The organism is Azospirillum sp. A26 (assembly GCF_042604635.1).
GTDB lineage: Bacteria > Pseudomonadota > Alphaproteobacteria > Azospirillales > Azospirillaceae > Azospirillum > Azospirillum palustre.
Genome location: NZ_CP170473.1, coordinates 2,063,183 through 2,088,644, shown reverse-complemented (window position 1 = coordinate 2,088,644; position 25,462 = coordinate 2,063,183). Strand labels below are relative to the sequence as shown.

Genomic DNA, 25,462 nt, shown 5'->3' with positions numbered 1-25,462 from the left:
GCGTCCCCATTGCTAAAAGCATTCCGTCCCGAGGATATATTTCACCAAAGGTTTTTTGTATTTTTCTAAAGTAGATTTTTCCCCGTACTTCCGAGACCAGTTATAATAAGTTGCCTCAAGCTCCCAATCCTGGCATGTTCCATCGCGGTTCCCATCGTCTGTTTTATATCGATATTTGAAACGATACGGGCAGGGTTCGTACGGAATCAGATCTTTACTATTAAACATGTCCTTTTGCGCTCGAAGTTTATCAAATTTTCCTTTTTCGATAGCGAGTTCCTCAGCAGTCTTTTTCTCATAACGAAAATCTCGAATTTCAGCTTTTAAAAGAGCAAGACTTCTTCCCACTTCACGTTCACGGTCTAAGCTAGTTACGATCACGCGAGATAGAAATTTCTGACGTTCGGATGGCTTTAAACATCCAACAATAGACAAAGTATCTTGGTCAATCCTGCGTGATTCCAAGCGCCGATCATCATCCGGTAGACGCCAGCGAAAGCGAATTGTATCCCAGCGGGAAAATTTTTTACCATCTTCTAAGTAGCGAAATGAGACAGGATAGAGTCTTAGCCATTGCCCGTAAATGTCTAATGCTGCACAGCAGACGGTCTCACCATGCTTTTGCCCCACTTGAGGTGAGGCTTTGATTAAAATAACGGCCTCTGCTTCCCCTGACTTTAAATCACTTTCCATCGTCAGCCTTCCTCAAATAGGAATCGGCTGTTACCTGCCCTGCGGCACTCCAATGTGCTTCAAGGTGAACGCTCCGAGCCTTTTCATCTCACCCGCCACAATGTTTCGGTGGCAGAAGCGGTGATCCCGCTCGTAGCATAGTAGACAGGAGATGCTATCGCTCGCAATCTTGATCGCTTCACTCAATGCGCTCTGCGCGCTAAGCGTGCCAAGATGTGTTGAGAAGATCGTATGGAACTGTTCATATCGGCCTGCTCTCGCCGCCTCTCGCCCCTCTTTCGGATCTCCGAGGGGGCGTAGGTGAACATATGTCAGCCCTTGATCCACACAGTGTCGTGATAATGCAGACTTTGAGAATCCGCGACGACGGGATACGGGGATATCTCGAATATCAATGACCGTTTGGACGCCGACCTTAAGCAAGGTAGCTATGAAATCATCTACGACCGCACCCTCATAGCCAATCGTAAATAGTGTATTAGCTGTCACTTGCCCCACCATAATGGCCCTACACACTTCGCGGTCGTTACTGCGCGAACGCGCATGATGCCGAAACAGGAAATTTACCGATATGCGTTTTTAGACCAGATTGGGAGTTCGAGGGAATCGTTTTCCACCTGTGATCAACTGCAATATAAACCTGCAAAAATCAGGGGTATGTGAGCTTCAAAAGCGACATCAGAGCGGACGCGTCAAACGCGCTTCAATCATCAAACGTTTCCAAACTGCGCTATGTACGCTGCCAGCCCCCACCCCCATTCCCACCACCTTTCCTACGGAAGACAACCCACCCCCCGCCTTGCTACAGTCCCTGTTCCTCGGACCTGTCCCGAACGGCTTGATCCGCAAGACAGACACAGACCAGAGACAAGGCACATGGACAAAGGCACGCCGAAGGCCATCCGGCTTCAGGACTATCGCCCGCCGGCGCATCTGATCGACACGGTCGACCTGTTCGTCGACCTGGGCGAGGATGTCACCACCGTCCGCGCGGTGCTCGCGATCCGCCGCAATCCCGACCGGCCGGAGGCGGCGACGGAGCCGCTGTCGCTCGACGGGCAGAGGCTGGATCTGGTGTCGGTGGCGCTGGACGGCCGCACTCTGGGGCCGGACGAATACACCGTCACCCCCGATCACCTGATCGTGCTGGAGGTGCCGGCCAGCTATAAGCTGGAAACCATCGTCCGCATCAAGCCGCAGGAGAACACCGCGTTGGAAGGGCTCTACAAGTCCTCCGGCAACTTCTGCACGCAATGCGAGGCGGAAGGCTTCCGCAAGATCACCTATTTCGCCGACCGGCCGGACGTGATGGCGCGCTACAGCACCACCATCACCGCCGATAAGGCGCGCTATCCGGTGCTGCTGTCCAACGGCAATCTGGCCGAGTCCGGCGATCTCGAGGGCGGGCGCCACTGGGCGCGCTGGGAGGACCCTTTCCCCAAGCCCTGCTACCTGTTCGCGCTGGTCGCCGGCAGCCTCGTCCATGGCGAGGACCGCTTCCGCACCGCGTCGGGCCGCGACGTGACGCTGCGCATCTATGTCGAGCCGGGGAACGAGGACAAGATCGACCACGCCATGCGCTCGCTGATCAAGTCGATGCGCTGGGATGAGGAGGTCTATGGGCTGGAATACGACCTCGACATCTTCAACATCGTCGCGGTCGGCGACTTCAACATGGGGGCGATGGAAAACAAGTCGCTCAACGTCTTCAACACCAAATACATCCTGGCCAAGCCGGAAACCGCGACCGACACCGACTTCCTCAACATCGAGGCGGTGGTCGCGCACGAGTATTTCCACAACTGGACCGGCAACCGCGTCACCTGCCGCGACTGGTTCCAGCTGTCGCTGAAGGAAGGGCTGACCGTCTTCCGCGACCAGGAATTCTCGGCCGACATGCATTCCCGCGCGGTGAAGCGCATCGCCGATGTCCAGGGGCTGCGCACCGTGCAGTTCCAGGAAGATGCCGGCGCCATGGCCCATCCGGTGCGCCCGGACAGCTATGTCGAGATCAACAACTTCTACACCCCGACCGTCTACAACAAGGGTGCGGAAGTCATCCGCATGATCCACACCCTGCTGGGACCGGAAAACTACCGCAAGGGCACCGATCTCTACTTCCAGCGCCATGACGGGCAGGCGGTGACCTGCGACGATTTCGTCGCCGCCATGGCCGATGCCAGCGGCGTCGACCTGACCCAGTTCCAGCTCTGGTACCGCCAGTCAGGCACGCCCGAACTCGACATCGCCGGCAGCCATGATGCGGCGGCCAAGACCTTCACCCTGACGGTCAGGCAGACGGTGCCGCCGACGCCGGGCCAGCCGACCAAGCAGCCGATGCACATCCCGCTGGTCGTCGGCCTGCTCGGCCCCGACGGCCAGGATCTGCCGCTGCGCCTGGACGGCGAGGAAGAGGCCGCCGGCAACAGCCGCATCCTGCATGTGACGGCGGAAAGCCAGAGCTTCACCTTCCGCGACATCGCCGCCCGGCCGGTGCCGTCGCTGCTGCGCGGCTTCTCCGCCCCGGTGAAGCTGAAGACCGACCTGACCGACGCCGACCTCACCTTCCTGATGGCGCACGACAGCGATGCCTTCAACCGGTGGGAAGCCGGCCAGATCCTCGGCACCCGCATCCTGCTCGGCCTCGTCGCCGACAAGCAGGCCGGCCGCGATCTGGTGCTGCCGGAGGGCTATGCCGACGCCTTCGCCAAGATCCTGGACGATGCGGAGCGCGATCCCGCCTTCGCCGCGCAGGCGCTGGTGCTGCCGACCGAGGCCTATCTCGGCACCCAGATGCCGGTGGTCGATCCCGACGCCATCCATGCGGTGCGGGAATTCGCGCGCAAGACGATGGCCGGGCGCCTGCGGGCGCGCTTCCTCGACCTCTACCGCCGCAACAGCAGCCAGGAGCCCTTCTCCGTCGATGCCGACGCCATCGGCAAGCGGGCGCTGAAGAACCTCTGCCTTGCCTATCTGATGGCGCTGGAGGACGATGAGGCGCTCGACCTCTGCCTGACGCAGTACCGCACCGCCCAGGGCATGACCGACGAGATCGCGGCGTTGCAGTTCCTGTCCAACGCCACTTCGCCGGAAGGGGAAAAGGCGCTGGCCGACTTCTACGCCCGCTGGAAGGGCGAGGCGCTGGTGGTCGACAAGTGGTTCGGCGTGCAGGCGATGTCCAACCGCGCCGACACGCTGGCCCGCGTCACCGCCCTGCTCGGCCATCCGGCCTTCGAGATCCGGAACCCGAACAAGGTCTATGCGCTGATCGGCGGCTTCGCCAACGGCAACCCGGTCCGCTTCCATGACGCGAGCGGTGCCGGCTACCGCTTCCTCGCCGATCAGGTGCTGCGTCTGGACCCGATGAATCCCCAGGTTGCGGCCCGTCTGATGGGTCCCTTCTCCCGTCTGCGGCGCTATGACGCGGCCCGTCAGGGGCTGATGAAGGCCGAACTGCAGCGGATCGTCGCCACGTCGGGCCTGTCGCCGGACGTCTACGAGGTCGCGAGCAAGAGCCTGGCCGCCGCCGGCTGAGACTCGGAACCAAAGGACTATTCCCAAACGGAAGGGGAAAAGCAAAGGGCCGGTGGCATCGCCACCGGCCCTTTCGCCGTCCGCAGCGTCCCCCGGCCGCCGGACCGGGGGGCAGCGGCCTTACTTCTGCTCGGACAGGAAGGCGATCAGGTCGGCGCGCTTGGCGTCGTCCTTCAGGCCGGCGAAGGCCATCGTGCCGCCCGGGACGATTTCCTTCGGCGCCTTGATGTAGGCGTCCAGGTTTTCCGCGGTCCAGACATGGCCGGCGGCGCCCTTTTCCTTCATCGGGGCGGAATACTTGAAGCCCTCGATCGAGGCGGCCGGACGGCCGACGACGCCGAACAGCGACGGGCCGACCTTGTTCTTGCCCTGCTCGGCGGTGTGGCAGGCCATGCAGACCTTGAAGACATCCTTGCCGGCGGCGGCATCGGCCGCCTGGGCGGCACCGGCACCCATCACGACCGCGGCGATGGCGGCAACGCCCATCAACAGCTTCTTCATTCTTCGGCTTCCCTTCCGATGGATCCACCGGCCGACGGCGCCGACCGGAATCGCGCGGCAGCATACACATTCCGAAAGGGTGTCAAACCCCTTTGATGCAGCCGTACGACCAATGAACAATCTGACACGTCAACTCATCCAGGCAAGCGATACGAGCAGAACCACAACCACAAGAAGTGCAGCCCACGGCACGTAGAAATTGCCGCCGCCAACACCCGCGCCGCGCCCGACCGGCAGCGGCAGCGGGATTTCCGGCGGCACCTCCGCCATGCGGCTGGCAGGCTTCGCCGTGGGGGGAGCGGCCGGGGCGGGATCGGAATAGACGGCCGGGCGGACAGCCGGCTGGGGCGCCGCGGCGGTGGCCTCGGGCAGGGCGGCATCGAGCGCGGCGGGCTCGACCGCCGGCGGGGCCTCGGCCGGGGCGGGGCCGACGATCTGGGTGAAGCGGGCGAAGAACTCCTCCGCCATCTTGCGGGCGGTGGCGTCGACCAGCCGGGAGCCGATCTGCGCCAGCTTGCCGCCGACCTGGGCCTTGGCGGTGTAGCTGAGCAGCGTGGCGCCGCCGTCGTCGGCCAGCGTCACCGTGGCGCCGCCCTTGCCGAAGCCGGCGGCACCGCCCGATCCTTCGCCGGTGATGGTGTAGCCGTTGGGCGGGTCGAGGTCCGACAAGGTGACCTTGCCGGCGAATTTGGCGCTGACCGGGCCGACCTTGGCGACGACCTTGGCCGTCATCTCGGTGTCGGACTGCCGCACCACATCTTCGCAGCCGGGAATGCACTGGCGCAGGATGTCCGGATCGTTCAGCGCCGCCCACACCGCGTCGCGGCTGGCCTCGATCCGATGGCTTCCGCTCATGTCCATGGTTCGTGGTTCCTCCCACCCTGGTGGCAACCTGGATGCGCCCCGTTGCGGGCGTCGGTTCCCCGGCTGCGGCCGGGGTTGCGGTCGAGAATATGGCATAACCGGGCGCCGCGACAGCCCCGGCCGCCTCATCTCAAAGTCTTAAGCCGCGGCGGGCATGGTCAGCCGGGCGGCGGCGCCATGCAGGTGCTGACGATCGGCGTGCAGGACGACAGCGAGGCGCCGGCCGGGTAGCTGACCTGCTCCACCGTGCCGCGCGGGCCGATCACCACCGTCGCCTCGCATCCCGGAGCCGTACCGCCGCCGACCGGCACCCCGAAGCCGAGGCCGAGCCCGACGCCGCCGCTGCCGCCGAAGCTGCCGGCCCCGATGCCGATGCTGCTGCCGGGGCTGTAGGCCACCGCCGGATGGGCGACATAGGTGTAGTATTCGCGCCCCGACGCCGTCGCCTGCCGGTCCGGCACGCCGGCGCAGGCCAGCAGGTCGGCCTTGGGCATGCCGATCATGGCGGTCTGGGCACGGCGCGCGATCTCCGGGTCGGGGCCGGTGGCGCAGCCGGCAAGGAGGACGGCCGTGCCGCCGAGAAGGATCATCGCAGTGCCCACGGTCCTTGCCATAGCCTTGTTTCGGCCCATCTCTCGTCCTCCACCAGAATATCGTGTCATCGCCGGGTTCTTCTCAACCGGTTGATACAGTGCTGAAACCCCGCCGCTGCCCGTCCGTTCCCGAAGGGCGCCGGGCGCTGCGGACCTGCGGCCCGGAAGTGACGGGCGGGCCCGGATTTGCTAGGAGTTCCGCTTCCTGCCCATACCAGCATATCGGGACCGCCGACGCCATGGCCGAGCTTACGCCCCCCTCCCCCTCCTCATCGACCTCCGCCGCGACGGTCTATCTCGCGCTCGGCGGCAATATGGGCGACCGCGCCGCCAACCTCGCCGAGGCGATCCGGCGGCTGGGCGAGGCGGTGCGGATCGACGCGCAGTCCGCCCTCTACGAGACGGCGCCGATGTATGTGACCGACCAGCCGGCCTTCCTGAACATGGCGGTGCGCGGCACCACCGAGCTGGCCCCGGCGGCCTTGCTGCGCGTCCTGAAGGAGATCGAGGCGTCGCTGGGCCGCGACCTGGGCGGCCTGCGCTTCGGCCCGCGGCCCATCGACGTCGATATCCTGCTCTACGCCGACCGGGTGGTGGCGGAGCCGGAGCTGGAGATCCCCCATCCCCGCATGGCGGAGCGCGCCTTCGTTCTCTGCCCGCTGGCCGACATCGCCGCCGACATCGTCCACCCGCTGCTGAACCGGCGGATCGACGCGCTGTGCGACGAGGTGCCCGGTCGCGAAACCGTCGTCCGCATCGCCGAAGCGCTGTAATTCGGGCAGCCCAAGCGCGGTGGCAAGCGGCCTCCGCACCGCTTATAGTGCCGGCCTGATTGCAATGCCGGCGCCCGCCCGCCGGCCGGGAGAGAGTGTTGTCGGACGATAGCGTGAAACGGACCCTGCTGGTCCAGCCGGGCGGTGCGCCGCTCACCTACACCATCCTGGTGCGCGGCTTCGCCGCCGCGGTGGCGCTCGCCGGCCGCACCGACCGGCCGGAGGTCGGTTTCGACCTGACGTTGACCGTCACCCATCCCGGCCCCGGCTTTCCCGACGACATCGCCGCGGTGATGTCTTACGAGGATATTGTCGAAGACTTGCGTCGTCTTTGCGGCGAATCCAATGTACCCGGTGCCGATTATTTGGCGGACCGCGCCGCGGATTTGTGCCTGTCCCATGCCAAGGTGCGGCGGGTCCAGGTCGATGTCGCCATTCCTGCGGCCGACTCGGGCGGCCCGACCGCTGGCGCCAGCCTGACGCGGGCACGATCGGGGCAGGGCTGAGCGGCCGATCCCCCGGCCGCGCGCCCTAATACTGGAATACACAAAGATATAGCGGCTGTTGACAAAAGGACGGGTGACAATACCACTCCGTCTGAGTTATGGTCGCCATATTGTATTTCAGACCCACAATCCGGACCGAAGGGGGTATATCCCCGGAGGCAATCCGGACACCGAAAGCCGAGACGAGCGCGCAGCAGGGATTAGGCCAATCGCCATTGCCGGCTTCGTCCGTCCGCCGATCCCCCTTCAGGGACGGCTGCGGCACCCGGAGGCCGGACACTAAGGGAGGGACGCATGGACCGAAACACGACGCCGACCCTTTCCGAACTGCTCGAAGATCCGATCGTGATCGCCGTTATGGTGCGCGATGGGATCAGCCCCGACAGTGTCCAGCAGCTTTTCGAGCGCCTCCGCCGGAGCCGTCGAGTACAGGAAGAGCGGCTCGCCGCCTGACCTGCGGGAATCCTGACCTGGGCGTCACGGACGCCCCGAGATAGGCGCCGGATAAGGCCCCGGTCAGGCAAATCGGCTGGAACCCACGACAGCGAAGCGCCGCCCTCCCCTCGGAGAGCGGCGCTTCGCTTTTCCCGGGACAGGCGCTTCACCCCTCCAGAACCGCGCGCACGACCTCCATCACCTCGGCCGGGGTGAAGGGCTTGCGCAGGGTGCGGTGCGCGCCCAGCGCCTCCGCCACCGGCAGCACATCCAGCGACGCACGGGCGCCGCCACCGGAAATCGCGATGATCTTCAGCGACGGCGCACCGCGCCGCAGCTCCATGATCGTCGCCAGCCCCTCCTGGTTCGGCATGAAGATGTCGGTGATGACGAGGTCGAGCGGGCTGTCGGCCGGACGGCTGCGGAACCGCTCCATCCCCTCCACCCCGTCGCTGGCACCGACCGCCTCATGGCCGGCCATCGTCAGCGTGCGGAGCAGAACCGCACGCGCAACGTCGTCGTCATCGATGATCAGAACATTCGCCACCATGCCGCTCCCTGTCATTCGGCCGGATGGGGCGCACCGTGGCCCTGCCCGCCACCATGTCCACCGCCATGTCCACTGGCCGCCTGCTCCGCCTCGCCGGTGTCATCCTGCATCGGCTTCTTGCGGGCAAGATAACTGTAAACCGTCGGCACGACGAACAGGGTCAGCAGCGTGCCGAGCGTCATGCCGCCGACGATGACGGCGCCGATGGCCTGCCGGCTTTCGGCACCGGCCCCCTTGGCATAGGCCAGCGGCACGGCGCCCAGCACCATGGCGCCGGTGGTCATCAGGATCGGGCGCAGACGCAGCACGGCGGCCTCCTCCACCGCCTTGCGGATGTCGGTCCCGGCGCGCTGGAGCTGGTTGGCAAACTCGACGATCAGGATGCCGTGCTTGGTGATCAGCCCAACCAGGGTGACGAGGCCAATCTGGCTGTAGACGTTCATCGTCCCGCCGCTCATCTGCAAGGCCGCCAGCGCGCCGGTCATCGACAGCGGCACCGTCAGCATGATGACGAACGGATCGACGAAGCTCTCGAACTGCGCCGCCAGCACCAGATAGATGAAGGCCAGCGCCAGGATGAAGACGAAATAGAGCCCGGTCGCCGATTCGCGGAACTCGCGGCTCTGCCCGGCATAGTCGGTCTGGGCGGTTGCCGGCAGCACCTTGTTGGCCGCCGCCTGCATGACGGCCAGCGCCTCGCCGAGCGAGGTCCCCGGCGCCAGCGTCGCGTTGATGGTGGCGGAACGCAGCTTGTTGAAGTGGTTCAGCTCCTTGGGCGCCACCCGCTCCTCGACCTTCACCAGATTGGCGAGCGAGATCATCTGGCCCGCTCCGCCGGTCGCGCTGGTTCCGCCGCGCACATAGATGGACGCGATGTCGTCCGGGTTGCGGCGGTCGACGTTGGCGACCTGCACGATCACGTCATACTGCTTGCCGTCCTTCTTGAAGCGCGTCACCTGCCGGCCGCCCAGCAGGGTCTCCAGCGTGCGGCCGACGGTGTCGACGTCCACCCCCAGGTCGGCCGCCTTGTCGCGGTCCAGCGACACCCGCAGCTCCGGCTTGTTCAGCTTCAGATCGGTGTCGAGGTTGGTCAGGCCGGGGAAGTTGCGCGCCTCCGCCATCATGGCGTTGACCATCGCCTGCAGTTCCTCGAAGGGCAGCGAGGTCTGGATGACGAAGTTGACCGGCTTGTCGATCGGGCTCTGGCCCAGCGACGGCGGGTTGGTGACGAATCCGAGGATGCCGGGGATGCCGAACATCTTGGGGAACAGCTGGGCGGTGATCGCCTGCTGCTTCACCTCGCGCTCGTCCCAGTCGATCAGGCGGACGAAGGCGATGCCCTGGTTGACCACCGGGAAGCCGACGACGACGAAGAACTTCTCCAGCACCGGGATCTGGCGGAACAGCGCCTCCATCCGCTGGGCATAGCCCATGGTGTAGTCGAGCGTGGAGCCTTCCGGCGCGATGGCGATGCCGACGATGGTGCCGCGGTCCTCGACCGGCGACAGCTCCGATTTCAGGCCGGTGAACAGAAAATAGCTGGCGGCGGCGACGCCCAGCCCGATCAGCAGCACCAGCGGCCGTGCCCGCAGCGACAGGCGCAGCAGCCGGCGGTAGCCGTTGGTCATCCCCTCCAGGAACCGTTCGATGGCGCGGTAGAGCAGCCCGTGCTTGGCCTCGTGCTTCAACAGCTTGGAGCACATCATCGGCGACAGGGTCAGCGCGACGAAGCCGGAGACGATCACCGCACCGGCCAGCGTCAGGGCGAACTCGGTGAACAGCCGCCCGGTGCGCCCGGTCATGAAGCCGATGGGGGCGTACACCGCCGCCAGCGTGATGGTCATGGCGATGACGGCGAAGCCGATCTCGCGCGACCCCTTCAACGCCGCCTGGAAGGGGTCCATGCCCTCTTCGACATAGCGGAAGATATTCTCCAGCATGACGATGGCATCGTCGACGACGAGGCCGATGGCCAGCACCATCGACAGCAGGGTCAGCGTGTTGATCGAGAAGCCCAGCGCGTACATCAGGGCGAAGCCGCCGATCAGCGACACCGGGATGGTCACCAGCGGCACCAGCGTCGCCCGCAGCGAGCGCAGGAAGAAGAAGATGACCAGAACGACGAGGATGATCGCTTCGAAGATGGTGTGGAACACCGCGTCGATCGACTTGGCGATGAAGACGGAGCTGTCGTACCCGACATCCACCCCCATGCCGTCCGGCACCGCCGCACGGATCTTGGGCAGCGCGTCGTTGACCGCCTTCGACACGTCCAGCGGGTTGGCGGTGGACTGCTTCACCACGCCGATGGCGACGGCGCCGCGGCCGTTGAAACGGGCGCTGACCCGCTCGTCCAGGGCACCCAGCTCCGCCCGGCCGACATCGCGCAGACGGACCAGATAGCCCGCATCGTCGCGCAGGATGATGGCCTCGAACTCCGCCGGGCTGCGCAGGTCGGTTTCCGACACCACGGTGAACTCGCGCGCCACGCTTTCGACGCGGCCGGCCGGAATCTCGACATTCTGCCGGCGCAGCGCGTTCTCGACATCCTGCGGCGTCACCCGGTAGGCGGCCATCCGCTGCGGGTCGAGCCACAGCCGCATGGCGAAGCGGCGCTCGCCGAAGATGCGCACCTGCGCCACGCCGGGCAGGTTTTGCAACCGGTCCTTGACGTAGCGGTCGGCGAAATCGGTCACCTCCAGCGGCGAATGCCGATCGGAGGAGAAGGCGAGATAGATGATCGGCTGGGCGTCGGCCTCGACCTTGGCGATCACCGGCTCGTCGATCTCGCTGGGAAGCTGGGCGCGGACGCGGCCCACCCGGTCGCGCACGTCGCTGGCGGCGACATCGACATTGCGGTCCAGCCGGAAGCGCAGGGTGATCTGCGACTTCTCCGCCCGGCTGATCGAGGACATCACGTCGATGCCCTCAATGCCGGCGAGGCTGTCCTCCAGCGTCTGGGTGACCTGGCTTTCGATGATCTGGGCCGAGGCGCCCTTGTAGGTCGTCTCAACCGTGACGACCGGCTCGTCGATCTTGGGATATTCGCGGACCGACAGGCGCTGGTACGACACGATGCCGATCAGCATCAGCGCGAGGCTCATCACCGTCGCCAGGACGGGACGGCGGATGGAAATGTCGGAGAGGACCATGGCGCGTCAGCTCCCGGCTTTGGCCGGCAGCACCGTCACCGGCACGCCGTCGCGGATCTTCAGCTGCCCGGCGGTGACCACCATGTCGCCGGGGGCGAGGCCCTTGGCGATCTCCACCTCCGCGTTGCGGCGTTCGCCCAACACGACGCGGGTCTGGACCACATTGCCGTCCACCACCTTGAAGACGAACTGGTCCTTGCCGAAGGCGACGATGGCCTGCTCGGGGATCAGCACGGCGTCCGGCACCGTGGTCAGCGTCAGCGACACGCGGGCGAACAGGCCGGGGCGCAGCGAACCGTCGGGATTCGGTACGCGGGCGCGGATCGCCAGGGCGCGGCCGTTCACATCGACCAGCGGGTCGATGGCGTATACCGTGCCCTCGAAGCTGCGCCCGCCGAAGGCATCCACCGCCACCCTCACCGTCTGGCCGACCTTCACCGCCGGCAGGAACATCTCCGGCACGCGGAAGTCCAGCTTGAGGGTGTCGATGTCCTCCAGATTGACGATGTCCTTGCCGGCCTGGACGAAATCGCCGACCGACACCTTGCGCAGGCCGAGGACCCCGTCGAAGGGGGCGGCGATCACCTGCTTGTCGAGCTGCGCCCTGGCCAGCTGCACCGCCGCCTCGTCGGCCAGCAGCTTGGCAGAGGCCTGCTCCCGGTTGCGCAGGGGGCCGGTGTTCTGGCGGACCAGCTGGTCGGCACGCGACAGCTCGGCGCGCGAAAAGGCGATGCTCGCCTGCGCCTGGGCCAGGGTGGCGCGGGCGATGGCATCGTCCAGCCGGACCAGCACCGTGCCCTTGCCGACGCGCTGCCCCTCCTTGAAGGCGATCTCGCTGATGCGGCCGGCGATCTCGGGCCGGACGACCACCGATTCGTTGGACAGCAGCGAGCCGACGGCGGTCACCGTCCGCTCGACCGTGCCGACGCGGACCTGGGCCGCTTCCACCGGCATCGGCGGGGCTCCCCCCGGCGGCTTGGAGGCCCCGGCAGCCCCACCGGAGGCGCCGCCCTGGGCCGGTGCGCCGCCGGAAATGGCACCGTTCACCATCGCGGTCAGACCGGCAACGGTCCCGCCCTGCTTCACGAAATACCAGTAGGCCCCGCCGGCGAGTGCCGCCAGGACGAGGAGTGCAGCGATGCGAAGCGTGTGGCGCATGGGGCCATGATCCGGGCGGGTTTCGCTTTGCCGCAGTGCAACCGACGGGGGCACCGGGCAAACTGAACTATATCGTTCAGTTCACATCCGGAGTCGAGAAGGTTCAGCGATCCGAACCGTCCCTATGTACCGCATCTTTATGACCGCCTATCTCTCAGGTCTTTGCGGTTTCGAGCTTTCCCGCCCGCATCGGCACCGTCCGGCCGCCGCACAGCGTCACCCACAGGTCGGCCGGATCGCCGGCCATCGGCGGGGCATCTGCGTCCATACGCCGCACCTCGCCGCCGTCGAGGTCGAGCCCCGGCGCGCAGCAGGGCGACTCGCCGGCCGGCACCAGGGCGCGGACCCGGCCGTTCTCGATCCGGATATCGCGCAGGCCATCGTGAACGCGCGCGTTCTTCAGCCAGAATTTTCCATTGGCAGGGATGCGGGCGAGGCAGCAGGTCGGGGCATTCATGGGAGTTTACCCGTGTCCGGTCCGGCGATGTGCAACGCAACAAAGCTGACACAGAATGGTAAAGCAAAACCAGCGGGAGCTTGGCGGCTCCGGTTTTTGCCCCTACTGCAGGACCAGGAATTCCTGGAAATTGGCGCAGCGGCCGGCCTTGAACGCTGCCTCGTAGGCGGCGTTGCGGGCGCGCTTGGCGGCGATGGCCTGGGTGAAGCACCGGCGAAGCCCCACGTCCCGGATGCCCAGCCCGTCGCCGGCCAGCCGGTCCAGCACATGGCGGTAGCAGCGCTCCGCCCGCGCGCCACTGTCGGCGGAGAAGGTGATGGAGCCGGCGCGCTGCCGGTATTCATAGAAGGGCGTCGCCACCAGCGGCACCGGCCCGGCGGCGTCGAGAACCCGGACGTTGAAGACCACGTCGTCGCAGAAATTCACGTCGTCGTCCCAGCCCGGCACCAGATCGCGCCGCACCACCGGGAACATCGGCACGGAGGTCGCCAGGAAACCGTCGCCATCCAGCAGGGCCGGCGCCTGCCCGTCCTCATACAGCTGCTGCAACGGCGAATCGTCCTCGTCGCGGACCACGGCGACATTGTCGAAGGCGGCGCCGTTGCCGAGCGCCAGCGGCACCAGCGCGGACAGCCTACCGGGACGGAAACGGTCGTCGGCATCCAGCGGCGCCACCAGCCCCAGCCGCGCCGCCGCCAGCCCGGCGTTGCGCGCCGCGGGCGCCCCGGCGCCCACCCGGCCGGTGCCGGTGAAGACCAGCCGCGGATCGTCGATCCCGGCGGCCAGAAGGGTCGGGCGGTAATCGGTGCCGTCGTCGCTGACGATCACCGCCTCCCACGCCGTCCAGTCCTGCTCCAGCAGGCTTCGCACCGCGCGGGCGATGGTGTCATGGGCGCGATGGGCCGGGATGATGACGGAAACGCCCCCGGAGACACCCTCGGAGACGCTTGCCGATCCGCCCAAGAAGGCACCCTGCCCCGGTCCAGTCCCGCCCATGGCACCGCACTCCAGCACCGTCCGCCATCGGAGTTTGGCGTCGCGGCACGAACGGCGTCAATGCCCCGGCGCGGATTTCCAGCCTCCCCTTACCGGAAGCGTCACCGCATGGTAGGAAGGGTGGTCGTGCCTGCGATGCCGGAGGGCAGCCTCGTGTCGGACGGATGGAACGGTGGAACATCGCCGGAAAACTGTTGCACGGCGTTTCAAACGTCCCATCCGGAGGCGGCCCGACCCATCGATTTTGGCCCGGCGGACGTTGAACATGAAGCCCGGACGGGCTATGTGGTGAAGCAGGCAAGGCGCATGCGGCAGCGGGACAGCGGTCGGGGCATTCCTCCGGCGGCGAATCCCGGTCCCGATACCCCGCTTCCGATACCAGGGAGAAGAACATCAATGGCGCAGGTCGGATACACCCGGTTCGACGATGAACCCGAAAAGGAACCGGACGAGAAGTCGAAGGAAAGCGCCCAGCCGCAGTTCGCCGCCGTGCAGCAGAGCCTGTTCAAGGCGCGCACGGTCCTGATCTTCGGTCAGATCGACATGAAGCTGGCGCAGGTCGTGTCGGCCCAGCTGCTGGCGCTCGCGCATGAGAGCGACGACGACATCACCGTCGTGGTCAACTCGCCGGGCGGCCATGTCGAGGCGGGCGACACCATCCACGACATGATCCGCTTCATCAAGCCGCGGGTGAAGATGCTGGGCACGGGCTGGGTCGCCAGCGCCGGTTGCCACATCTATCTGGCGGCGAAGAGGGAAGACCGCTTCTGCCTGCCCAACACCCGCTTCCTGATCCACCAGCCGCTGGGCGGAACGGGCGGCCGGGCGACGGACATCGCCATCGAGGCGAAGGAAATCATCCGCATGCGCGAGCGTCTGAACAAGATCATCGCGCGTGAGACCGGGCAGACGTTCGAAAAGGTCGCCAAGGATACGGACCGCAACTATTGGATGATGGCCGACGAAGCCAAGGAATACGGCATCGTCAGCCACGTCATCGACACGATGGACGAGCTGAAGTAAAAGTTCCCGTGCCAGACGGAAGAAACCGGGCCTTTCTCCCAATGGGAGGAAGGCCCTTTTTCTTTTGGTAAATGGGAAACTTATCGGTCGGCAGCGGCGTTGATCCGCCACAACATCCAAGAAAGATGGAGCCAACGATGAAACGCTATCTCGTTCTGGGCTGCACCGCCGCGCTGCTCGCCGCCACGCCCGCGCTCGCCGCCTCGGACCACAGCGTGACCAAGTCGAACAACCCGTCGGTTGCGGCAATCGACGACAGCGTCGACCCGGCTCTGATGAAGCTGCACGTCGACCAGTTGAAGGGCAAGGACATCTACGGCGCCAAGGGCGAGAACATGGCGGAGATCGAAGACATCGTCCGCTATAACAACAAGCTCTATGCCGTGATCGATGTCGACCACACCATCGACGTCAGCGACAAGGACGTGGTCCTGCCGCTGAACAAGCTGCACCTGAAGGGCGTCCAGCTCACCCTCGACATGACCGAGCAGCAGCTCCAGGGCCTGGAGAAGTGGCAGAAGGGCCGTTACGAGACCGTAAAGGGCAAGGGTCCGCTGAGCGAACTGTCGCACTGAGTCGGTCCATGCCGAAAGGCGGCGGAGGGGAAGCCCTCCGCCGCTTTTCTCGTTTTTCGGGGATGCTTGCCTTAGACCGAAAGGTTCAGCAAAGATCCGCGCGGCTGGTAGCCCTGCGCATTGACCCTAGCGGCGAGCGTACCGGCGGTGGTGTCGACCGCCTGATTGCCCTGGGTTGCGGTGCGGGCGTCGCGGGTCTGGTCCGACTTGCCGGCCGCCTGCGGAGCCGCGACGGTCTGCGTCCGCACCGCAGGCGCGGTCTGCTGCGCCGCCTGGACCGCCGGGGACATGGCGACCTGCGCCGCGGGCGTCAGCTGCGGGGTTGGCTTCAGCGTCTGGTAGGACGGTATGGCCGGGTTGACTTGCATGGTCGAATTATGCGCTCACCCGGCGCAGGATTCAAGACGCCCAGCCGTAGCTTGCTTTCGCATGTTCACGGCGTTTCGGGCACCGCGGACGGCGTCGAGGCCGTGGACGGCACCGCCGGCTTCGACGGTTGCCGGCGGGTCCGCCGCCGCTCCAGCACCAGCGCCAGGGCCAGCAGCGCGGCGACCCCGACCAGATTGACCGCCAGCACCATCAGGGCACCGTCCTCCGCCACCAAGAGGGCGGAGCCGGCGATGGACAGCACCACGCCGACGCAGAAGACCGGCAGCGAATGCCGGCCGCAGGCGACCAGCAGGCGGGCGGGGGCGGAACGCAGCCACCCCGCATCCCGCGGCACCAGCAGGGCCGCCGCACAGGCCAGCGCCAGGAAATGCAGGAGCCGCATCGGCCCCAGCGTGTCCTTGTCGGCCCAGGGGATCGTCTCCTCCGGCAGCCAGCCCCGGAGCGCCACCGGCGTCACGGCATGGCCGATGTCGGAGGCGGCGAACTTCCACACCGCCATGCCGGCGAGCAGCGCCAGCACGGCCGGCAGCAGCCAGCGCGACTGCGGCAGCCGGACCCGCCCGCTGCGCACCACCAGCGCCAGGGCGGTGCCGAGGAAGAACACGCATTGCCAGGCCAGCGGGCTGAAGTTCCAGTCCTCGTCCCACAGGTTGGGTGGCACCAGCCCGGGGGCCGCCTGTGCCACCAGATAGAGCAGGACCGACAGCGCGACTGCCGCATAGCCGAAGCGGGCGTAGCTCCACAGGAACAGCGGCGCCACCGCCACCAGCAGGATGTAGAGCGCCAAGATGTCGAAGGCGAAGGGCAGATACATCAGCACCAGGGTCCACGCCATCGCCGTGACTGGGGTGTCGAACAGCGGCGCGAAGCTTTCCAGCCGGTTGGACGCCTCCATCGGCAGATCGCCGATATACACGGCGAAGGCCACCACCAGCGCGCTGACCAGCATGGTCAGGATGTTAGCGACCCAGAGTTGACGGCAGCGGTCGAGCGCCTTGCGCTGGCAGGCCGCGAACCCGCGCTCCGCCAGCACCGGCCCATAGGCCAGCGCGATGGCATAGCCGGAGATGAAGACGAAGATCTCGGCCGAATCCGACGGCCCGAAGCGGGCGGGCATCACCTTTGCCAGCGGATTCCCGCCGACATGGTTGATGAAGATGATCAGAAGGGCCACGCCCTTGAAAAGATCGAGCCGGGCGTCGCGTGTCTGACGTTGCTGCATGCAGCCCTCGCCTCTCCTGCTGTCGCGGGCCTCTGCGCCCCTTGTGGAAGCGGCCCCGGTGGGGGTCAGCAGACGAATCGCTACGGTACCCGACCACCTTGGGTCCGGCACCGCCACGACGGATGTAGCCCAACCATGGTGAATTTCGCCGGCCGGGTGTCCAACGCGATGGGGGAATCCTTCCAACGCGGCGCCGGAGGGGAAAAGCGTTAAGCCCTTCTCGGGAGGGGTGTAAAAACCAACCCGTTATCGGGGGAGGCAGGAATCGCGGGTGGACGAGGAGAGCGAAGCACATCGCCGCACCTCCTTCATTTTCATAGTGCCGGACAAGTCGTCCCCGGCGCATGCCGGGCGAGCAGAGCGAAGCGGTGGCGGAGTATTACTCCGGCCGAGGCTCCGTTTGCGCCATGGTGAACGGCGTATGCGGAAAATCGTGAGGCGACGTCAGGGAACAAGAAGGCCCGCTGTTGATTGTTCTTCACATGACCCAGCTGTCGCTTGCCGTGCGGCATGACAGTACAGGCCGCACCGGGCGGCGGGTCGCCAACATCGAAGCGTAATCGAGAAGGATGGCAACCATGCGTGGGATTTCGAAGATCGTCATGACCGCCACTGCGGCCGGCGCCCTGTTCGCGCTCAGCGCCTGCGGCAGCACCGAAACCTCGCGGACGGCCACCGGCGCCGGCACGGGTGCCGTTGCCGGTGCCGTCGTCGGCGGTCCGGTCGGTGCGGTGGTCGGCGGCGTCGGCGGCGCGGTGGCCGGCAACACCATGGACGAGAGCCTGAGCAAGAAGACCGACCGCGTGACTGACCGCGCCGCGGCCGAAGTGAAGGACGAGACCTCGGGCAGCTCCACGCGCCGGTCCTCGGCCAACCATTCGGGCAGCATGGCCTCCAGCACCCGGCTGAGCCACGATCAGGTCCGTGAACTCCAGCAGGCGCTGAACGACCGCAACGACGGCCGCGACATCGCCGTCGACGGCGTCTGGGGCGCCGGCACCCGCAGCGCCCTGATGAAGTTCCAGCGTGACAACGGCCTGCGCGTCACCGGCCGCGCCGACCAGCAGACGATGTCCGCCCTGAACATGGGCAGCACCGGTAACGCCACCTCGGGCAGCACGACCGGCACCACCACGGGCAACACCACCGGGACGACCGGCACGACGAACAACACGATGCCGGGCGACACCACCACCCCGGGTGCCACCGGCACGACCGGCACCAAGCAGTAACATCACCTCACAGCCGTAACCGCATCGCCGGTTCCGGGGCATCGTGACGGCAACCAGCCGCCACGGCGCCCCGGAACCGGCGATGTTGTTTTCCGTTCAGTCCCTTCCCCAGAGACCCCGTTCGCCCAGATCCTCGCCGCGCTGGCGTTCCAGCGCCTGGGAATAGCGGCGCAGCGCGAAGGACTCCGTCACATAGCCGATGATCCGCCGGTCGGTGGGGGAGGACAGCACCGGCAGTGCCTCCACCTCCTCGCTGCCGAAGCGGCTCAGCACGGTGCGGGCGTCGTCTCCGGGCATCAGGACGGCGTCGGCCTTGCTGGCGAGCGAGCCGACCCGGGTTTCGATGACCACAGCGTCCTGGTCGGGGTCGTGGATGGCAGACATGTCGACCATCCCGGCATAGCGCCCCATCTCGTCCACCGCGAAGACCGCCTTGGTCGAACCGAGGGGGTAAAGGAGGCGCAGCGCCTCCACCGTCAGGGTGGCCGGCACCGTCTTGGCGTCCCGGCGCATCAGCCGGAAGGCCGTCAGCTCCGACAGCCAGCCGACATCGTAGGCCCCGCGGATCGGCACGCCGCGCAGGTGGAAACGCCAGGTGGCGAAGGAGTAGCCGAAGGCCTGCCGAACCACGGTGGTCGACAGCACGACCCCGATCAGCACGCCCGACGCCGCCCACAGATCCTGCGTCGTCTCCAGCACCAGCAGCACCATGGTGACCGGTGCGCCGACGACGCCGGCGGCGACCGAGCCCATGCCAACCAGCAGCAGCAGGCCGCCGTCGATCCCCAGCCCGGGCAGAAAGGTCGCAATGCCCTGCCCCAGCAGGCCGCCGAACAGCCCGCCGATGAACAGCGAGGCACTGAACAGGCCGCCACGGAAGCCTGAGCCCAGCGATACCGCCGAGGCCAGGATCTTCGCCACCAGCGTCAAGGCCAGCGCCAGCGCGCCGCCCGCCAGCTCCGGCGGCACCGCGCCGGGGCCGCTGCCCATCACCGCCGGAACCGCCAGCGCCAGCGCGCCCACCATCAGCCCGCCGATGGCCGGGCGCATCCAGCGCGGAACCGGCAGGCGGTTGAAGCCGCGTTCAGCCATCGTCACCGCCTGCATGGCGAGGATGCTGAGCCAGCCGGCCAGGAAGCCGACGCCGCCGCAGGCGGCATAATCCCAGCCGGCGATCTCCACCGGCCGGCCGAGCGCCAGCGGCACCTCGCCGCCGGTCAGCAGGGCCGACGCCGCCACCCCCAGCGCCGCCGCCGCCCCGACCGGGGCCAGAACCGCCAGGGTGTAGCCGCCCAGCACCAGTTCGAAGGCGTAAAAGGCTCCGGCCAGCGGCGCATGGTAGGCCGCGGCAATGGCCGCCGCCGCCCCGCAGCCGACCATGGTGCGCAGGTCGGCCCGGCGCAGCCGCAGCCGCTGGCCCAGCGACGAGGCCAACCCGGCGCCGGCCTGGGTATAGGCCGCCTCCATGCCGACCGACGCGCCCGACGCGTTGGAGAGGGCGGTGGTCACCGTCAGGCGCAGGCTGTCGATCAGGGACATCTTGCCGCCGTAGAGCGCGTTCGCCTCCACCGCGTCGACGATGGCGTTGGGACGCCAGCGCCGCACCAGCAGCGACAGGATGCCCAGCAGCAGCCCGCCCACCGCCGGCACGCCGAGGGTGCGCAGCAGGTCCGGCGCGCCCTGCCCCAACCGCTCGCCATCGGGCACGTCGAAGGCCAGCGTCTGCATCAGCAGCACCGCCTCATGCAGCAGGCCGACCACCAGCCCGACCGCGCCGCCGACAAGTGCTGCCAGCACGACCACGGCGAGCGCGCTGTTGCGTACGCTCCAGCGCTCGGACACGGTGGTGGCGGCGGACGCATCGAGCGTCGCATAGGGATCGCTTCCGGCGCGGGCGTTGTCGCCCACGCCGTCGATGGACGCGGAGTTGTCAGGCATGGTCACGCTGATTGATGGCCCTTCCGTATAGGGTCAATGGGCCGGAAGGGCGTGAGTTCCGTCAGGGCTTCGACGGCTGCGGTTTCGATTGCGGCTTCACCGTCGGCGGAACGGGGGCCGCGGGGGTGGCCGCAGGAGCGGCGGGAGCCGCTGCTGGGTCCGGCGCGGAAGCCGCTGCCGGAGACTGGGCGGCAGGTGCCGGCGCAGCCTGGGCCGGGGCGGGTTGGGCAGGCGCTGGCTGGGCAGGCGGCGCGTCGGTGGTCGGAACGGGCGCCGGGGCGACGCCGGCACGGCGCAGCACCTGGGCGAGGTTGTCGCGCACCTTGTCGGCCAGCTGCACGTCGGGCTCGCCGGCCTCGTGGAAGATGACGGTGAACAGGCGGCGCTGCGACAGCAGGAAGTTCAGCGTGACGTGCAGCTTGCCCTGCGGCATCGCGCAGTCGACCGATCCGGTGCGCAGCCAGACGGCCCCCGCCTGTTCGGACTGGTTCAGGACGACGGTCGGCGTGCCCTCGCAACGCTGCTTCATCGCCTCGGCGAAGCTGTCGGACAGCTCGTCGATCCTGGCGCCTTCGCCCACCGCACGCTCGCGGATGCCGCCGACGATGGGGCCGAAGCGCCAGGCGACGTCGGCCGGACGGCGGTCCTGCGGGATCTTGTCCATCGGCACCAGTTCGGCGTCATGGACCCCGGCGGCGGCCAGCAGGCTGTCCAGCCCTTCCGGCAGGCGGTTCTTCCGCTCCTTGTCCGCCGGGCGGCCGGCCGCGACCTTGATCGGCGGGACGTTGCCGCCCTTGTCGACGCAGGTCTTCAGGTCGCCCAGCACCTTCTTGGTGCCGGCCAGCTTGAAGACGATGCGGTCGCTGGCCGACGAAACCACCAGCTCGTTGCCGCCCATCAGGGCGTTGATCAGCTCTTCGTCCTTGCCGTTGGAAACCACCAGCATGTCCGGCTGGGACGCGACGGCGGTCCGCTCCCGCTTCAGCTTCTTGTCGACCTCGATGGTCACCGGCCACTCGCCGCCCTTCGGCAGGTCGGCGCCGGGGATGCCGATGCCGATGTTGGTCTCGCCCTTCGGGCTGCGCGCGAACATCAGCACATGGCCGGAGGTGAATTCCCCCTCCGCCACGCAATAGGCGAAGCTGCCGTCCTTCTTCTTGGCGGCCCCGCCGTCCCAGCTCTCGATCAGCTCGCCCGGCCCGTCGGGCTTGGCGGGAGCCGAAGCGGACGGGTTGGCGGCCGGCTTGCCCGGAGCACTGTTCGGCGCATTGCCCGGTTTGGCGTCCTGCACCGGACCGCCGGGAACGACGATCTCGGCCTCCGGCTCGGGCAGTCCGTAATAGGCGGCGGGAGGAATCGTCGGCTGCACCGGCACCAGTTCGGCCATCGCCGGAGCCGACGCCACCCCCAGCAGGAGAAGCGCGGACAGCGATGCGGCGAAGCGGGCGGTCATGACGAGGTAATCCGTGGATGGTTGTGGCGGCGAAGCTATCCGCGCCTGCCCCCGTCCGCAAGCCCAACCGCCCGTCCTGTTGCACGCAGCAGACACCTGTTGCACAGGACACGCATAGGGAGGCGCCTAGCCGCCGAAGAAGGTCTCGCGCAGCCTCTCGTCCGACAGCGCCGCCACCGGCCCGTCGCCGACGACCCGCCCCAGCCGCAGCAGCACGGCGCGCGGTGCGACCGCCAGGGCGCGGGCGGCGCTCTGCTCGGCCAGCAGCACGGCCGTGCCGGTGCCGGCGATGCGGCGGACGGCGGCGAACAGCTCGTCGGCCAGCTTGGGCGACAGGCCGAGCGACGGCTCGTCCAGCAGAAGCAAGCGCGGCCGGCCCATCAGCGCCCGCCCCAGGCTCAGCATCTGCTGCTGGCCGCCGGACAGGCGCCAAGCGCTCTCGCGGCTCTTCAGGGCAAGGTCGGGGAACAGGGCGAAGACGCGCTCGACATCCTTTGCGCGGTCGCGGGCGGCGGGCAGGCCGGCGACCTCCAGATTGTCGCGCACGCTCATGCCCGCGAAGACCCGCCGCCCTTCCGGCACATAGCCGATGCCGCGCCGCACCCTCAACTCGGTGGCGAGGCCGCCGATGTCCGCCCCGTCGAAGCGAAGCTCCCCCTGCGCCGGCACAAGGCCGAGCAGAGCCTTCAGCAGCGTCGACTTACCCGCCCCGTTGGCGCCGAGCAGCGCCACCGTCTCCCCCGCCGCAAGGCTCAGCGACACATCGTCGAGCGCGCTCGCCCCGCCATAGCCGGCGGTCAGGCCGCGGATGGACAGCAGCGCGCTCATGCCGGCACCGCCCGGCCCAGATAGGCTGCGGCCACCGCCGGATCCCGGCGCACGCCGCCGGCCGGCCCGTCATAGATGACCCGGCCGCGGTCGAGGCACAGCACCCGGCCGGCGAGCGGCAACAGGAAGCCCATGTCATGCTCCACCAGCAGGATCGCCACGCCCTCCTCCACCAGTTCGCGCAGCAGGGCCGCCAGCTCCGCCTTTTCGCCGTCGGTCAGGCCGGCGGCAGGCTCGTCCAGCAGCAGCACCGCCGGCCGGCGGACCAGCGACCGAGCCAGTTCCACCCGCCGCCGCAGCGCCGCCGGCAGCGCGTCGCAGCCCTGGCCGGCGAGGTCGCCGACGCCCAGCCGGTCGAGCGCCCAGCGGGCATGCGCCTCCGCCGTCCGGGCGTCGGGATCGACGGCAAGGCGCGCGGCGGCGACCGCCTCCAGCACGCCGGCCCCAATCGGCAAGACCGCCGCCTGGAAGCTGCGGGCCAGTCCGGCGCGGGCCAGCCGGTCGGCACGCAGCCCGGTGACCTCGCGTCCACCCAGCCGCACCCGCCCGGCATCCGGCCGCTCCAGCCCCGACAGCAGGTTGATCACCGTGGATTTGCCGGAGCCGTTCGGGCCGATCAACCCGGTGATGGTTCCCGACCGCAGTTCCAGCGACACGCCGTCCACCGCCCGCACACCGCCGAAGGACTTGCGCAGATCGTCGACCGCCAGCCCGTCCGGGGAATTTGGCGGACGCGGCGGCTCCTTCGCCTCGACCGACGCCCGCGGACTGCGGCCGAACAGGCGGGCCGCGATGCGGTCGAGCAGGCCGGTGAGCCCGTCGGGCGCCAGCACCACGGTCGCCAGCAGGGCGACGCCATAGACGACCAGATAGCCGCGCTCCAGGAAGCGGAACCACTCCGGCAGATGCAGCAGAAGCACGGCGCCCAGCACCGCCCCGGCCATCCGCCCCCGCCCGCCGACGATGGCGATGGTGAGGATGGAGACCATGACCGGGAATTCCAGCACCTCCGGCGAGACGACGCGCTGGGTGTGGACGGCCAGCGCCCCGGCGGCCCCGGCGAAGAGCGCACTGATGCCGAAGGCGATCAGCCGCAGCCGCCCGACGTCGAGCCCCAGCGTTGCCGCCGCCAGCGGATCGTCGCGCAGCATCGCCAGCGAGCCTCCGAGCCGTCCCCGCGCCAGCCGCCAGCCGATCAGCCCGCCGAGAGCGACCAGCCCCCAGACCAGCCCGGCCATCGGCAGCCCGCGCGGCACCGCCCAGCCGAACAGCACCGCCGCCAGCACTCCGGCCAGCCCGTTGGAGCCGCCGGTCAGCTCCGGCAGGTTGACCGCCAGCAGATGGAGAACCTGGGCGATGCCGAGAGTCGCCAGGGCGAAGTAATGCGACTCCAGCCGCAGCACCGCCAGACCGACCGGCAGGGCCAGCAGCAGCGGCACCAGCATCGACAGCGGGAAGGTCGCTTCGAAACCGAGCCCGTAGCGGCTGCCGAGGATACCCGTCACATAGGCGCCGACGCCGAAGAAGGCGCCCTGCGCCAGCGACAGCGCACCGCCGAGCCCGAAGACGATCTGGAAACCGAAAGTCGCCAGCGCATAGACCCCGGCAACGGTCAGGACGCGCAGGCCGTAGGGGGACGCGAAGGCCAGCGCATAGACCAGCAGGGCAAGCGCGCCGGCGATCAGCGCGACAGTTTCCGCCGGAGAGTGCCGTTCACCCACGGCGCCGCACCGCTTCGCCGAACAGCCCTTGCGGACGCAGAACCAGAATCGCCAGCAAGGTCAAATACAACGCGCCCAGCGCCACCGGATATGAGAGCACCGACGACACCCCCACCTCGAACAGCGCGATCAGCAGGGCGCCCACCACCGCACCCGGCACGGAGCCCCAGCCCCCCACCGTCACCGCGATGTAGGCCTTCAGAATCAGGTCGCCGCCCGAGGTCGGCGTGACGAAATAGCGGTTGGCCAGCAGCAGCCCGGCCGCCCCGGCACAGGCCGCCCCGATGGCGAAGGTCACCAGGATCATCGCGGTGACCGGCACGCCGCAGGCGCGCGCCATCTCTGGATCCTGCGCCGTGGCGCGCAGCCGGCGGCCGAGCTGCGTGCGGGCGAACACCCATTGCTGCGCGCCGATCAGCAGCCCCGCCACCGCGACGATGGCGAGCGATTGCTCGGGCACCGCCAGCCCGGCGATGTGCAGCGTGTCGTCGCCGAACAGCGGCGGTGCGGCGCGCGGCTCCGGCCCGAACAGGATGGCGGCCCCGTTCTGCAGGATGATGCCGACCGCGATGGTGCTGATGAAGACCGAGACCGGCGGCCGGCGGCGCAGCGGCAGATAGGCCGCCAGTGCCAGCAGCAGCCCCAGCGCCGCCATCAGCGCCAGAACCACCGGCAGCAGGACGATGCCCGGCAGCGGGATCAGCGGCGCCAGCGCAACCGCCAGCAGCCCGCCGGCCATCACGAGATCGCCCTGGGCGAAATTCACCGCCGAGGTGGCGTTCAGCACCAGCACGAAGCCCAGCGCCACCAGGGCATAGGCCGCCCCCAGCGCCACCCCGTTGACCAGCAGTTGAAGCGCCGCCATCCG

Annotated in this window: 24 protein-coding genes; 7 read left to right on the top strand and 17 right to left on the bottom strand. The window is 67.8% G+C overall.

Annotation, left to right across the window (positions count from 1 at the left end; translation table 11 throughout):
• Window positions 1-12 precede the first annotated feature (12 nt).
• A complete protein-coding gene (locus ABNQ39_RS23495; RefSeq protein ID WP_376961048.1) occupies window positions 13-693 on the bottom strand; it encodes a hypothetical protein in 681 nt (226 codons plus the stop codon).
• Window positions 694-723: 30 nt separating this feature from the next.
• Window positions 724-1,194 (bottom strand): DUF488 domain-containing protein, encoded by a 471-nt coding sequence (locus ABNQ39_RS23490; RefSeq protein WP_376961046.1) that lies wholly within the window; start codon window positions 1,192-1,194, stop codon window positions 724-726.
• Between the two features lie 375 nt (window positions 1,195-1,569).
• On the opposite strand from ABNQ39_RS23490, the gene pepN reads away from it, so the two are divergent.
• The gene (gene pepN, locus ABNQ39_RS23485) at window positions 1,570-4,227 is read left to right on the top strand and encodes an aminopeptidase N (RefSeq protein WP_376961044.1); all 2,658 of its coding nucleotides are present in this window, start codon (window positions 1,570-1,572) and stop codon (window positions 4,225-4,227) included.
• Between the two features lie 120 nt (window positions 4,228-4,347).
• Here the strand turns inward: pepN and ABNQ39_RS23480 are convergent, their stop codons facing one another.
• The 3 genes from ABNQ39_RS23480 to ABNQ39_RS23470 all read right to left on the bottom strand — a co-directional run bounded on the left by ABNQ39_RS23480 (window position 4,348) and on the right by ABNQ39_RS23470 (window position 6,206).
• On the bottom strand, window positions 4,348-4,728 hold the full coding sequence (locus tag ABNQ39_RS23480; protein WP_376961042.1) for a c-type cytochrome: 381 nt from the start codon (window positions 4,726-4,728) through the stop codon (window positions 4,348-4,350).
• Between the two features lie 129 nt (window positions 4,729-4,857).
• Entirely contained in the window at window positions 4,858-5,589 is a 732-nt protein-coding gene (locus ABNQ39_RS23475) for an SRPBCC family protein (RefSeq protein WP_376961040.1), read from the bottom strand.
• A gap of 161 nt (window positions 5,590-5,750) precedes the next feature.
• The gene (locus ABNQ39_RS23470) at window positions 5,751-6,206 is read right to left on the bottom strand and encodes a hypothetical protein (protein ID WP_376961038.1); all 456 of its coding nucleotides are present in this window, start codon (window positions 6,204-6,206) and stop codon (window positions 5,751-5,753) included.
• A 218-nt stretch (window positions 6,207-6,424) separates the two neighbouring features.
• Between ABNQ39_RS23470 and folK the strand changes: the two genes are divergently transcribed.
• The 3 genes from folK (at window position 6,425) to ABNQ39_RS23455 (ending at window position 7,917) form a co-directional block, all read left to right on the top strand.
• Window positions 6,425-6,958: a 2-amino-4-hydroxy-6-hydroxymethyldihydropteridine diphosphokinase gene (folK, locus tag ABNQ39_RS23465; RefSeq protein ID WP_376961036.1), complete on the top strand. Its 534-nt coding sequence runs from the start codon at window positions 6,425-6,427 to the stop codon at window positions 6,956-6,958.
• Between the two features lie 98 nt (window positions 6,959-7,056).
• Window positions 7,057-7,464 carry a hypothetical protein gene (locus ABNQ39_RS23460; protein WP_376961034.1) on the top strand — a complete coding sequence of 136 codons (408 nt, stop codon included), beginning with the start codon at window positions 7,057-7,059 and terminating at the stop codon, window positions 7,462-7,464.
• A 294-nt stretch (window positions 7,465-7,758) separates the two neighbouring features.
• Entirely contained in the window at window positions 7,759-7,917 is a 159-nt protein-coding gene (locus ABNQ39_RS23455) for a hypothetical protein (RefSeq protein ID WP_167421726.1), read from the top strand.
• 148 nt (window positions 7,918-8,065) lie between these two features.
• Here ABNQ39_RS23455 and ABNQ39_RS23450 read toward each other — a convergent pair whose 3' ends face one another.
• From ABNQ39_RS23450 to ABNQ39_RS23430, 5 genes are all read right to left on the bottom strand, one after another.
• Window positions 8,066-8,449: a response regulator gene (locus ABNQ39_RS23450; protein ID WP_376961032.1), complete on the bottom strand. Its 384-nt coding sequence runs from the start codon at window positions 8,447-8,449 to the stop codon at window positions 8,066-8,068.
• Between the two features lie 11 nt (window positions 8,450-8,460).
• Window positions 8,461-11,601: an efflux RND transporter permease subunit gene (locus tag ABNQ39_RS23445; protein WP_376961030.1), complete on the bottom strand. Its 3,141-nt coding sequence runs from the start codon at window positions 11,599-11,601 to the stop codon at window positions 8,461-8,463.
• 6 nt (window positions 11,602-11,607) lie between these two features.
• Window positions 11,608-12,759, bottom strand: a complete 1,152-nt coding sequence (locus tag ABNQ39_RS23440; RefSeq protein ID WP_376961028.1) for an efflux RND transporter periplasmic adaptor subunit — start codon at window positions 12,757-12,759, stop codon at window positions 11,608-11,610.
• 154 nt (window positions 12,760-12,913) lie between these two features.
• Window positions 12,914-13,216: a hypothetical protein gene (locus ABNQ39_RS23435; RefSeq protein ID WP_376961026.1), complete on the bottom strand. Its 303-nt coding sequence runs from the start codon at window positions 13,214-13,216 to the stop codon at window positions 12,914-12,916.
• A gap of 102 nt (window positions 13,217-13,318) precedes the next feature.
• Complete coding sequence (locus ABNQ39_RS23430; RefSeq protein WP_376961024.1) at window positions 13,319-14,212, bottom strand: glycosyltransferase family 2 protein; 894 nt, start codon at window positions 14,210-14,212, stop codon at window positions 13,319-13,321.
• A 396-nt stretch (window positions 14,213-14,608) separates the two neighbouring features.
• On the opposite strand from ABNQ39_RS23430, the gene ABNQ39_RS23425 reads away from it, so the two are divergent.
• Complete coding sequence (locus tag ABNQ39_RS23425) at window positions 14,609-15,235, top strand: ATP-dependent Clp protease proteolytic subunit (protein ID WP_376961022.1); 627 nt, start codon at window positions 14,609-14,611, stop codon at window positions 15,233-15,235.
• Between the two features lie 137 nt (window positions 15,236-15,372).
• Window positions 15,373-15,810 carry a PRC-barrel domain-containing protein gene (locus ABNQ39_RS23420; protein ID WP_376961020.1) on the top strand — a complete coding sequence of 146 codons (438 nt, stop codon included), beginning with the start codon at window positions 15,373-15,375 and terminating at the stop codon, window positions 15,808-15,810.
• A gap of 71 nt (window positions 15,811-15,881) precedes the next feature.
• Here the strand turns inward: ABNQ39_RS23420 and ABNQ39_RS23415 are convergent, their stop codons facing one another.
• Window positions 15,882-16,178 carry a hypothetical protein gene (locus ABNQ39_RS23415; protein WP_098737565.1) on the bottom strand — a complete coding sequence of 99 codons (297 nt, stop codon included), beginning with the start codon at window positions 16,176-16,178 and terminating at the stop codon, window positions 15,882-15,884.
• Between the two features lie 65 nt (window positions 16,179-16,243).
• On the bottom strand, window positions 16,244-17,422 hold the full coding sequence (locus ABNQ39_RS23410) for an OpgC family protein (protein WP_376961018.1): 1,179 nt from the start codon (window positions 17,420-17,422) through the stop codon (window positions 16,244-16,246).
• 578 nt (window positions 17,423-18,000) lie between these two features.
• Between ABNQ39_RS23410 and ABNQ39_RS23405 the strand changes: the two genes are divergently transcribed.
• Entirely contained in the window at window positions 18,001-18,654 is a 654-nt protein-coding gene (locus tag ABNQ39_RS23405; protein ID WP_376961016.1) for a peptidoglycan-binding domain-containing protein, read from the top strand.
• Window positions 18,655-18,750: 96 nt separating this feature from the next.
• Here the strand turns inward: ABNQ39_RS23405 and ABNQ39_RS23400 are convergent, their stop codons facing one another.
• The 5 genes from ABNQ39_RS23400 to ABNQ39_RS23380 all read right to left on the bottom strand — a co-directional run bounded on the left by ABNQ39_RS23400 (window position 18,751) and on the right by ABNQ39_RS23380 (window position 25,459).
• Window positions 18,751-20,592 carry a chloride channel protein gene (locus tag ABNQ39_RS23400; protein ID WP_376961014.1) on the bottom strand — a complete coding sequence of 614 codons (1,842 nt, stop codon included), beginning with the start codon at window positions 20,590-20,592 and terminating at the stop codon, window positions 18,751-18,753.
• Between the two features lie 61 nt (window positions 20,593-20,653).
• The gene (locus tag ABNQ39_RS23395) at window positions 20,654-22,045 is read right to left on the bottom strand and encodes a hypothetical protein (RefSeq protein ID WP_376961012.1); all 1,392 of its coding nucleotides are present in this window, start codon (window positions 22,043-22,045) and stop codon (window positions 20,654-20,656) included.
• Window positions 22,046-22,171: 126 nt separating this feature from the next.
• Window positions 22,172-22,873, bottom strand: a complete 702-nt coding sequence (locus tag ABNQ39_RS23390) for an ABC transporter ATP-binding protein (RefSeq protein WP_376961010.1) — start codon at window positions 22,871-22,873, stop codon at window positions 22,172-22,174.
• Window positions 22,870-24,594: a branched-chain amino acid ABC transporter ATP-binding protein/permease gene (locus ABNQ39_RS23385; RefSeq protein WP_376961008.1), complete on the bottom strand. Its 1,725-nt coding sequence runs from the start codon at window positions 24,592-24,594 to the stop codon at window positions 22,870-22,872. Before ABNQ39_RS23385 ends, ABNQ39_RS23390 begins: the two co-directional genes overlap by 4 nt.
• On the bottom strand, window positions 24,587-25,459 hold the full coding sequence (locus ABNQ39_RS23380; RefSeq protein ID WP_098737558.1) for a branched-chain amino acid ABC transporter permease: 873 nt from the start codon (window positions 25,457-25,459) through the stop codon (window positions 24,587-24,589). The genes ABNQ39_RS23385 and ABNQ39_RS23380 overlap by 8 nt, the downstream gene beginning before the upstream one ends.
• Between the last annotated feature and the right edge of the window lie 3 nt (window positions 25,460-25,462).

What these genes read in the sequence shown, in the direction of transcription:
- ABNQ39_RS23495 (WP_376961048.1), bottom strand. Translation starts at nt 693, where the DNA reads ATGGAAAGTGATTTAAAGTCAGGGGAAGCAGAGGCCGTTATTTTAATC.
- ABNQ39_RS23490 (WP_376961046.1), bottom strand. Translation starts at nt 1,194, where the DNA reads ATGGTGGGGCAAGTGACAGCTAATACACTATTTACGATTGGCTATGAG.
- pepN (WP_376961044.1), top strand. Translation starts at nt 1,570, where the DNA reads ATGGACAAAGGCACGCCGAAGGCCATCCGGCTTCAGGACTATCGCCCG.
- ABNQ39_RS23480 (WP_376961042.1), bottom strand. Translation starts at nt 4,728, where the DNA reads ATGAAGAAGCTGTTGATGGGCGTTGCCGCCATCGCCGCGGTCGTGATG.
- ABNQ39_RS23475 (WP_376961040.1), bottom strand. Translation starts at nt 5,589, where the DNA reads ATGGACATGAGCGGAAGCCATCGGATCGAGGCCAGCCGCGACGCGGTG.
- ABNQ39_RS23470 (WP_376961038.1), bottom strand. Translation starts at nt 6,206, where the DNA reads ATGGCAAGGACCGTGGGCACTGCGATGATCCTTCTCGGCGGCACGGCC.
- folK (WP_376961036.1), top strand. Translation starts at nt 6,425, where the DNA reads ATGGCCGAGCTTACGCCCCCCTCCCCCTCCTCATCGACCTCCGCCGCG.
- ABNQ39_RS23455 (WP_167421726.1), top strand. Translation starts at nt 7,759, where the DNA reads ATGGACCGAAACACGACGCCGACCCTTTCCGAACTGCTCGAAGATCCG.
- ABNQ39_RS23450 (WP_376961032.1), bottom strand. Translation starts at nt 8,449, where the DNA reads ATGGTGGCGAATGTTCTGATCATCGATGACGACGACGTTGCGCGTGCG.
- ABNQ39_RS23445 (WP_376961030.1), bottom strand. Translation starts at nt 11,601, where the DNA reads ATGGTCCTCTCCGACATTTCCATCCGCCGTCCCGTCCTGGCGACGGTG.
- ABNQ39_RS23440 (WP_376961028.1), bottom strand. Translation starts at nt 12,759, where the DNA reads ATGCGCCACACGCTTCGCATCGCTGCACTCCTCGTCCTGGCGGCACTC.
- ABNQ39_RS23435 (WP_376961026.1), bottom strand. Translation starts at nt 13,216, where the DNA reads ATGAATGCCCCGACCTGCTGCCTCGCCCGCATCCCTGCCAATGGAAAA.
- ABNQ39_RS23430 (WP_376961024.1), bottom strand. Translation starts at nt 14,212, where the DNA reads ATGGGCGGGACTGGACCGGGGCAGGGTGCCTTCTTGGGCGGATCGGCA.
- ABNQ39_RS23425 (WP_376961022.1), top strand. Translation starts at nt 14,609, where the DNA reads ATGGCGCAGGTCGGATACACCCGGTTCGACGATGAACCCGAAAAGGAA.
- ABNQ39_RS23420 (WP_376961020.1), top strand. Translation starts at nt 15,373, where the DNA reads ATGAAACGCTATCTCGTTCTGGGCTGCACCGCCGCGCTGCTCGCCGCC.
- ABNQ39_RS23415 (WP_098737565.1), bottom strand. Translation starts at nt 16,178, where the DNA reads ATGCAAGTCAACCCGGCCATACCGTCCTACCAGACGCTGAAGCCAACC.
- ABNQ39_RS23410 (WP_376961018.1), bottom strand. Translation starts at nt 17,422, where the DNA reads ATGCAGCAACGTCAGACACGCGACGCCCGGCTCGATCTTTTCAAGGGC.
- ABNQ39_RS23405 (WP_376961016.1), top strand. Translation starts at nt 18,001, where the DNA reads ATGCGTGGGATTTCGAAGATCGTCATGACCGCCACTGCGGCCGGCGCC.
- ABNQ39_RS23400 (WP_376961014.1), bottom strand. Translation starts at nt 20,592, where the DNA reads ATGCCTGACAACTCCGCGTCCATCGACGGCGTGGGCGACAACGCCCGC.
- ABNQ39_RS23395 (WP_376961012.1), bottom strand. Translation starts at nt 22,045, where the DNA reads ATGACCGCCCGCTTCGCCGCATCGCTGTCCGCGCTTCTCCTGCTGGGG.
- ABNQ39_RS23390 (WP_376961010.1), bottom strand. Translation starts at nt 22,873, where the DNA reads ATGAGCGCGCTGCTGTCCATCCGCGGCCTGACCGCCGGCTATGGCGGG.
- ABNQ39_RS23380 (WP_098737558.1), bottom strand. Translation starts at nt 25,459, where the DNA reads ATGGCGGCGCTTCAACTGCTGGTCAACGGGGTGGCGCTGGGGGCGGCC.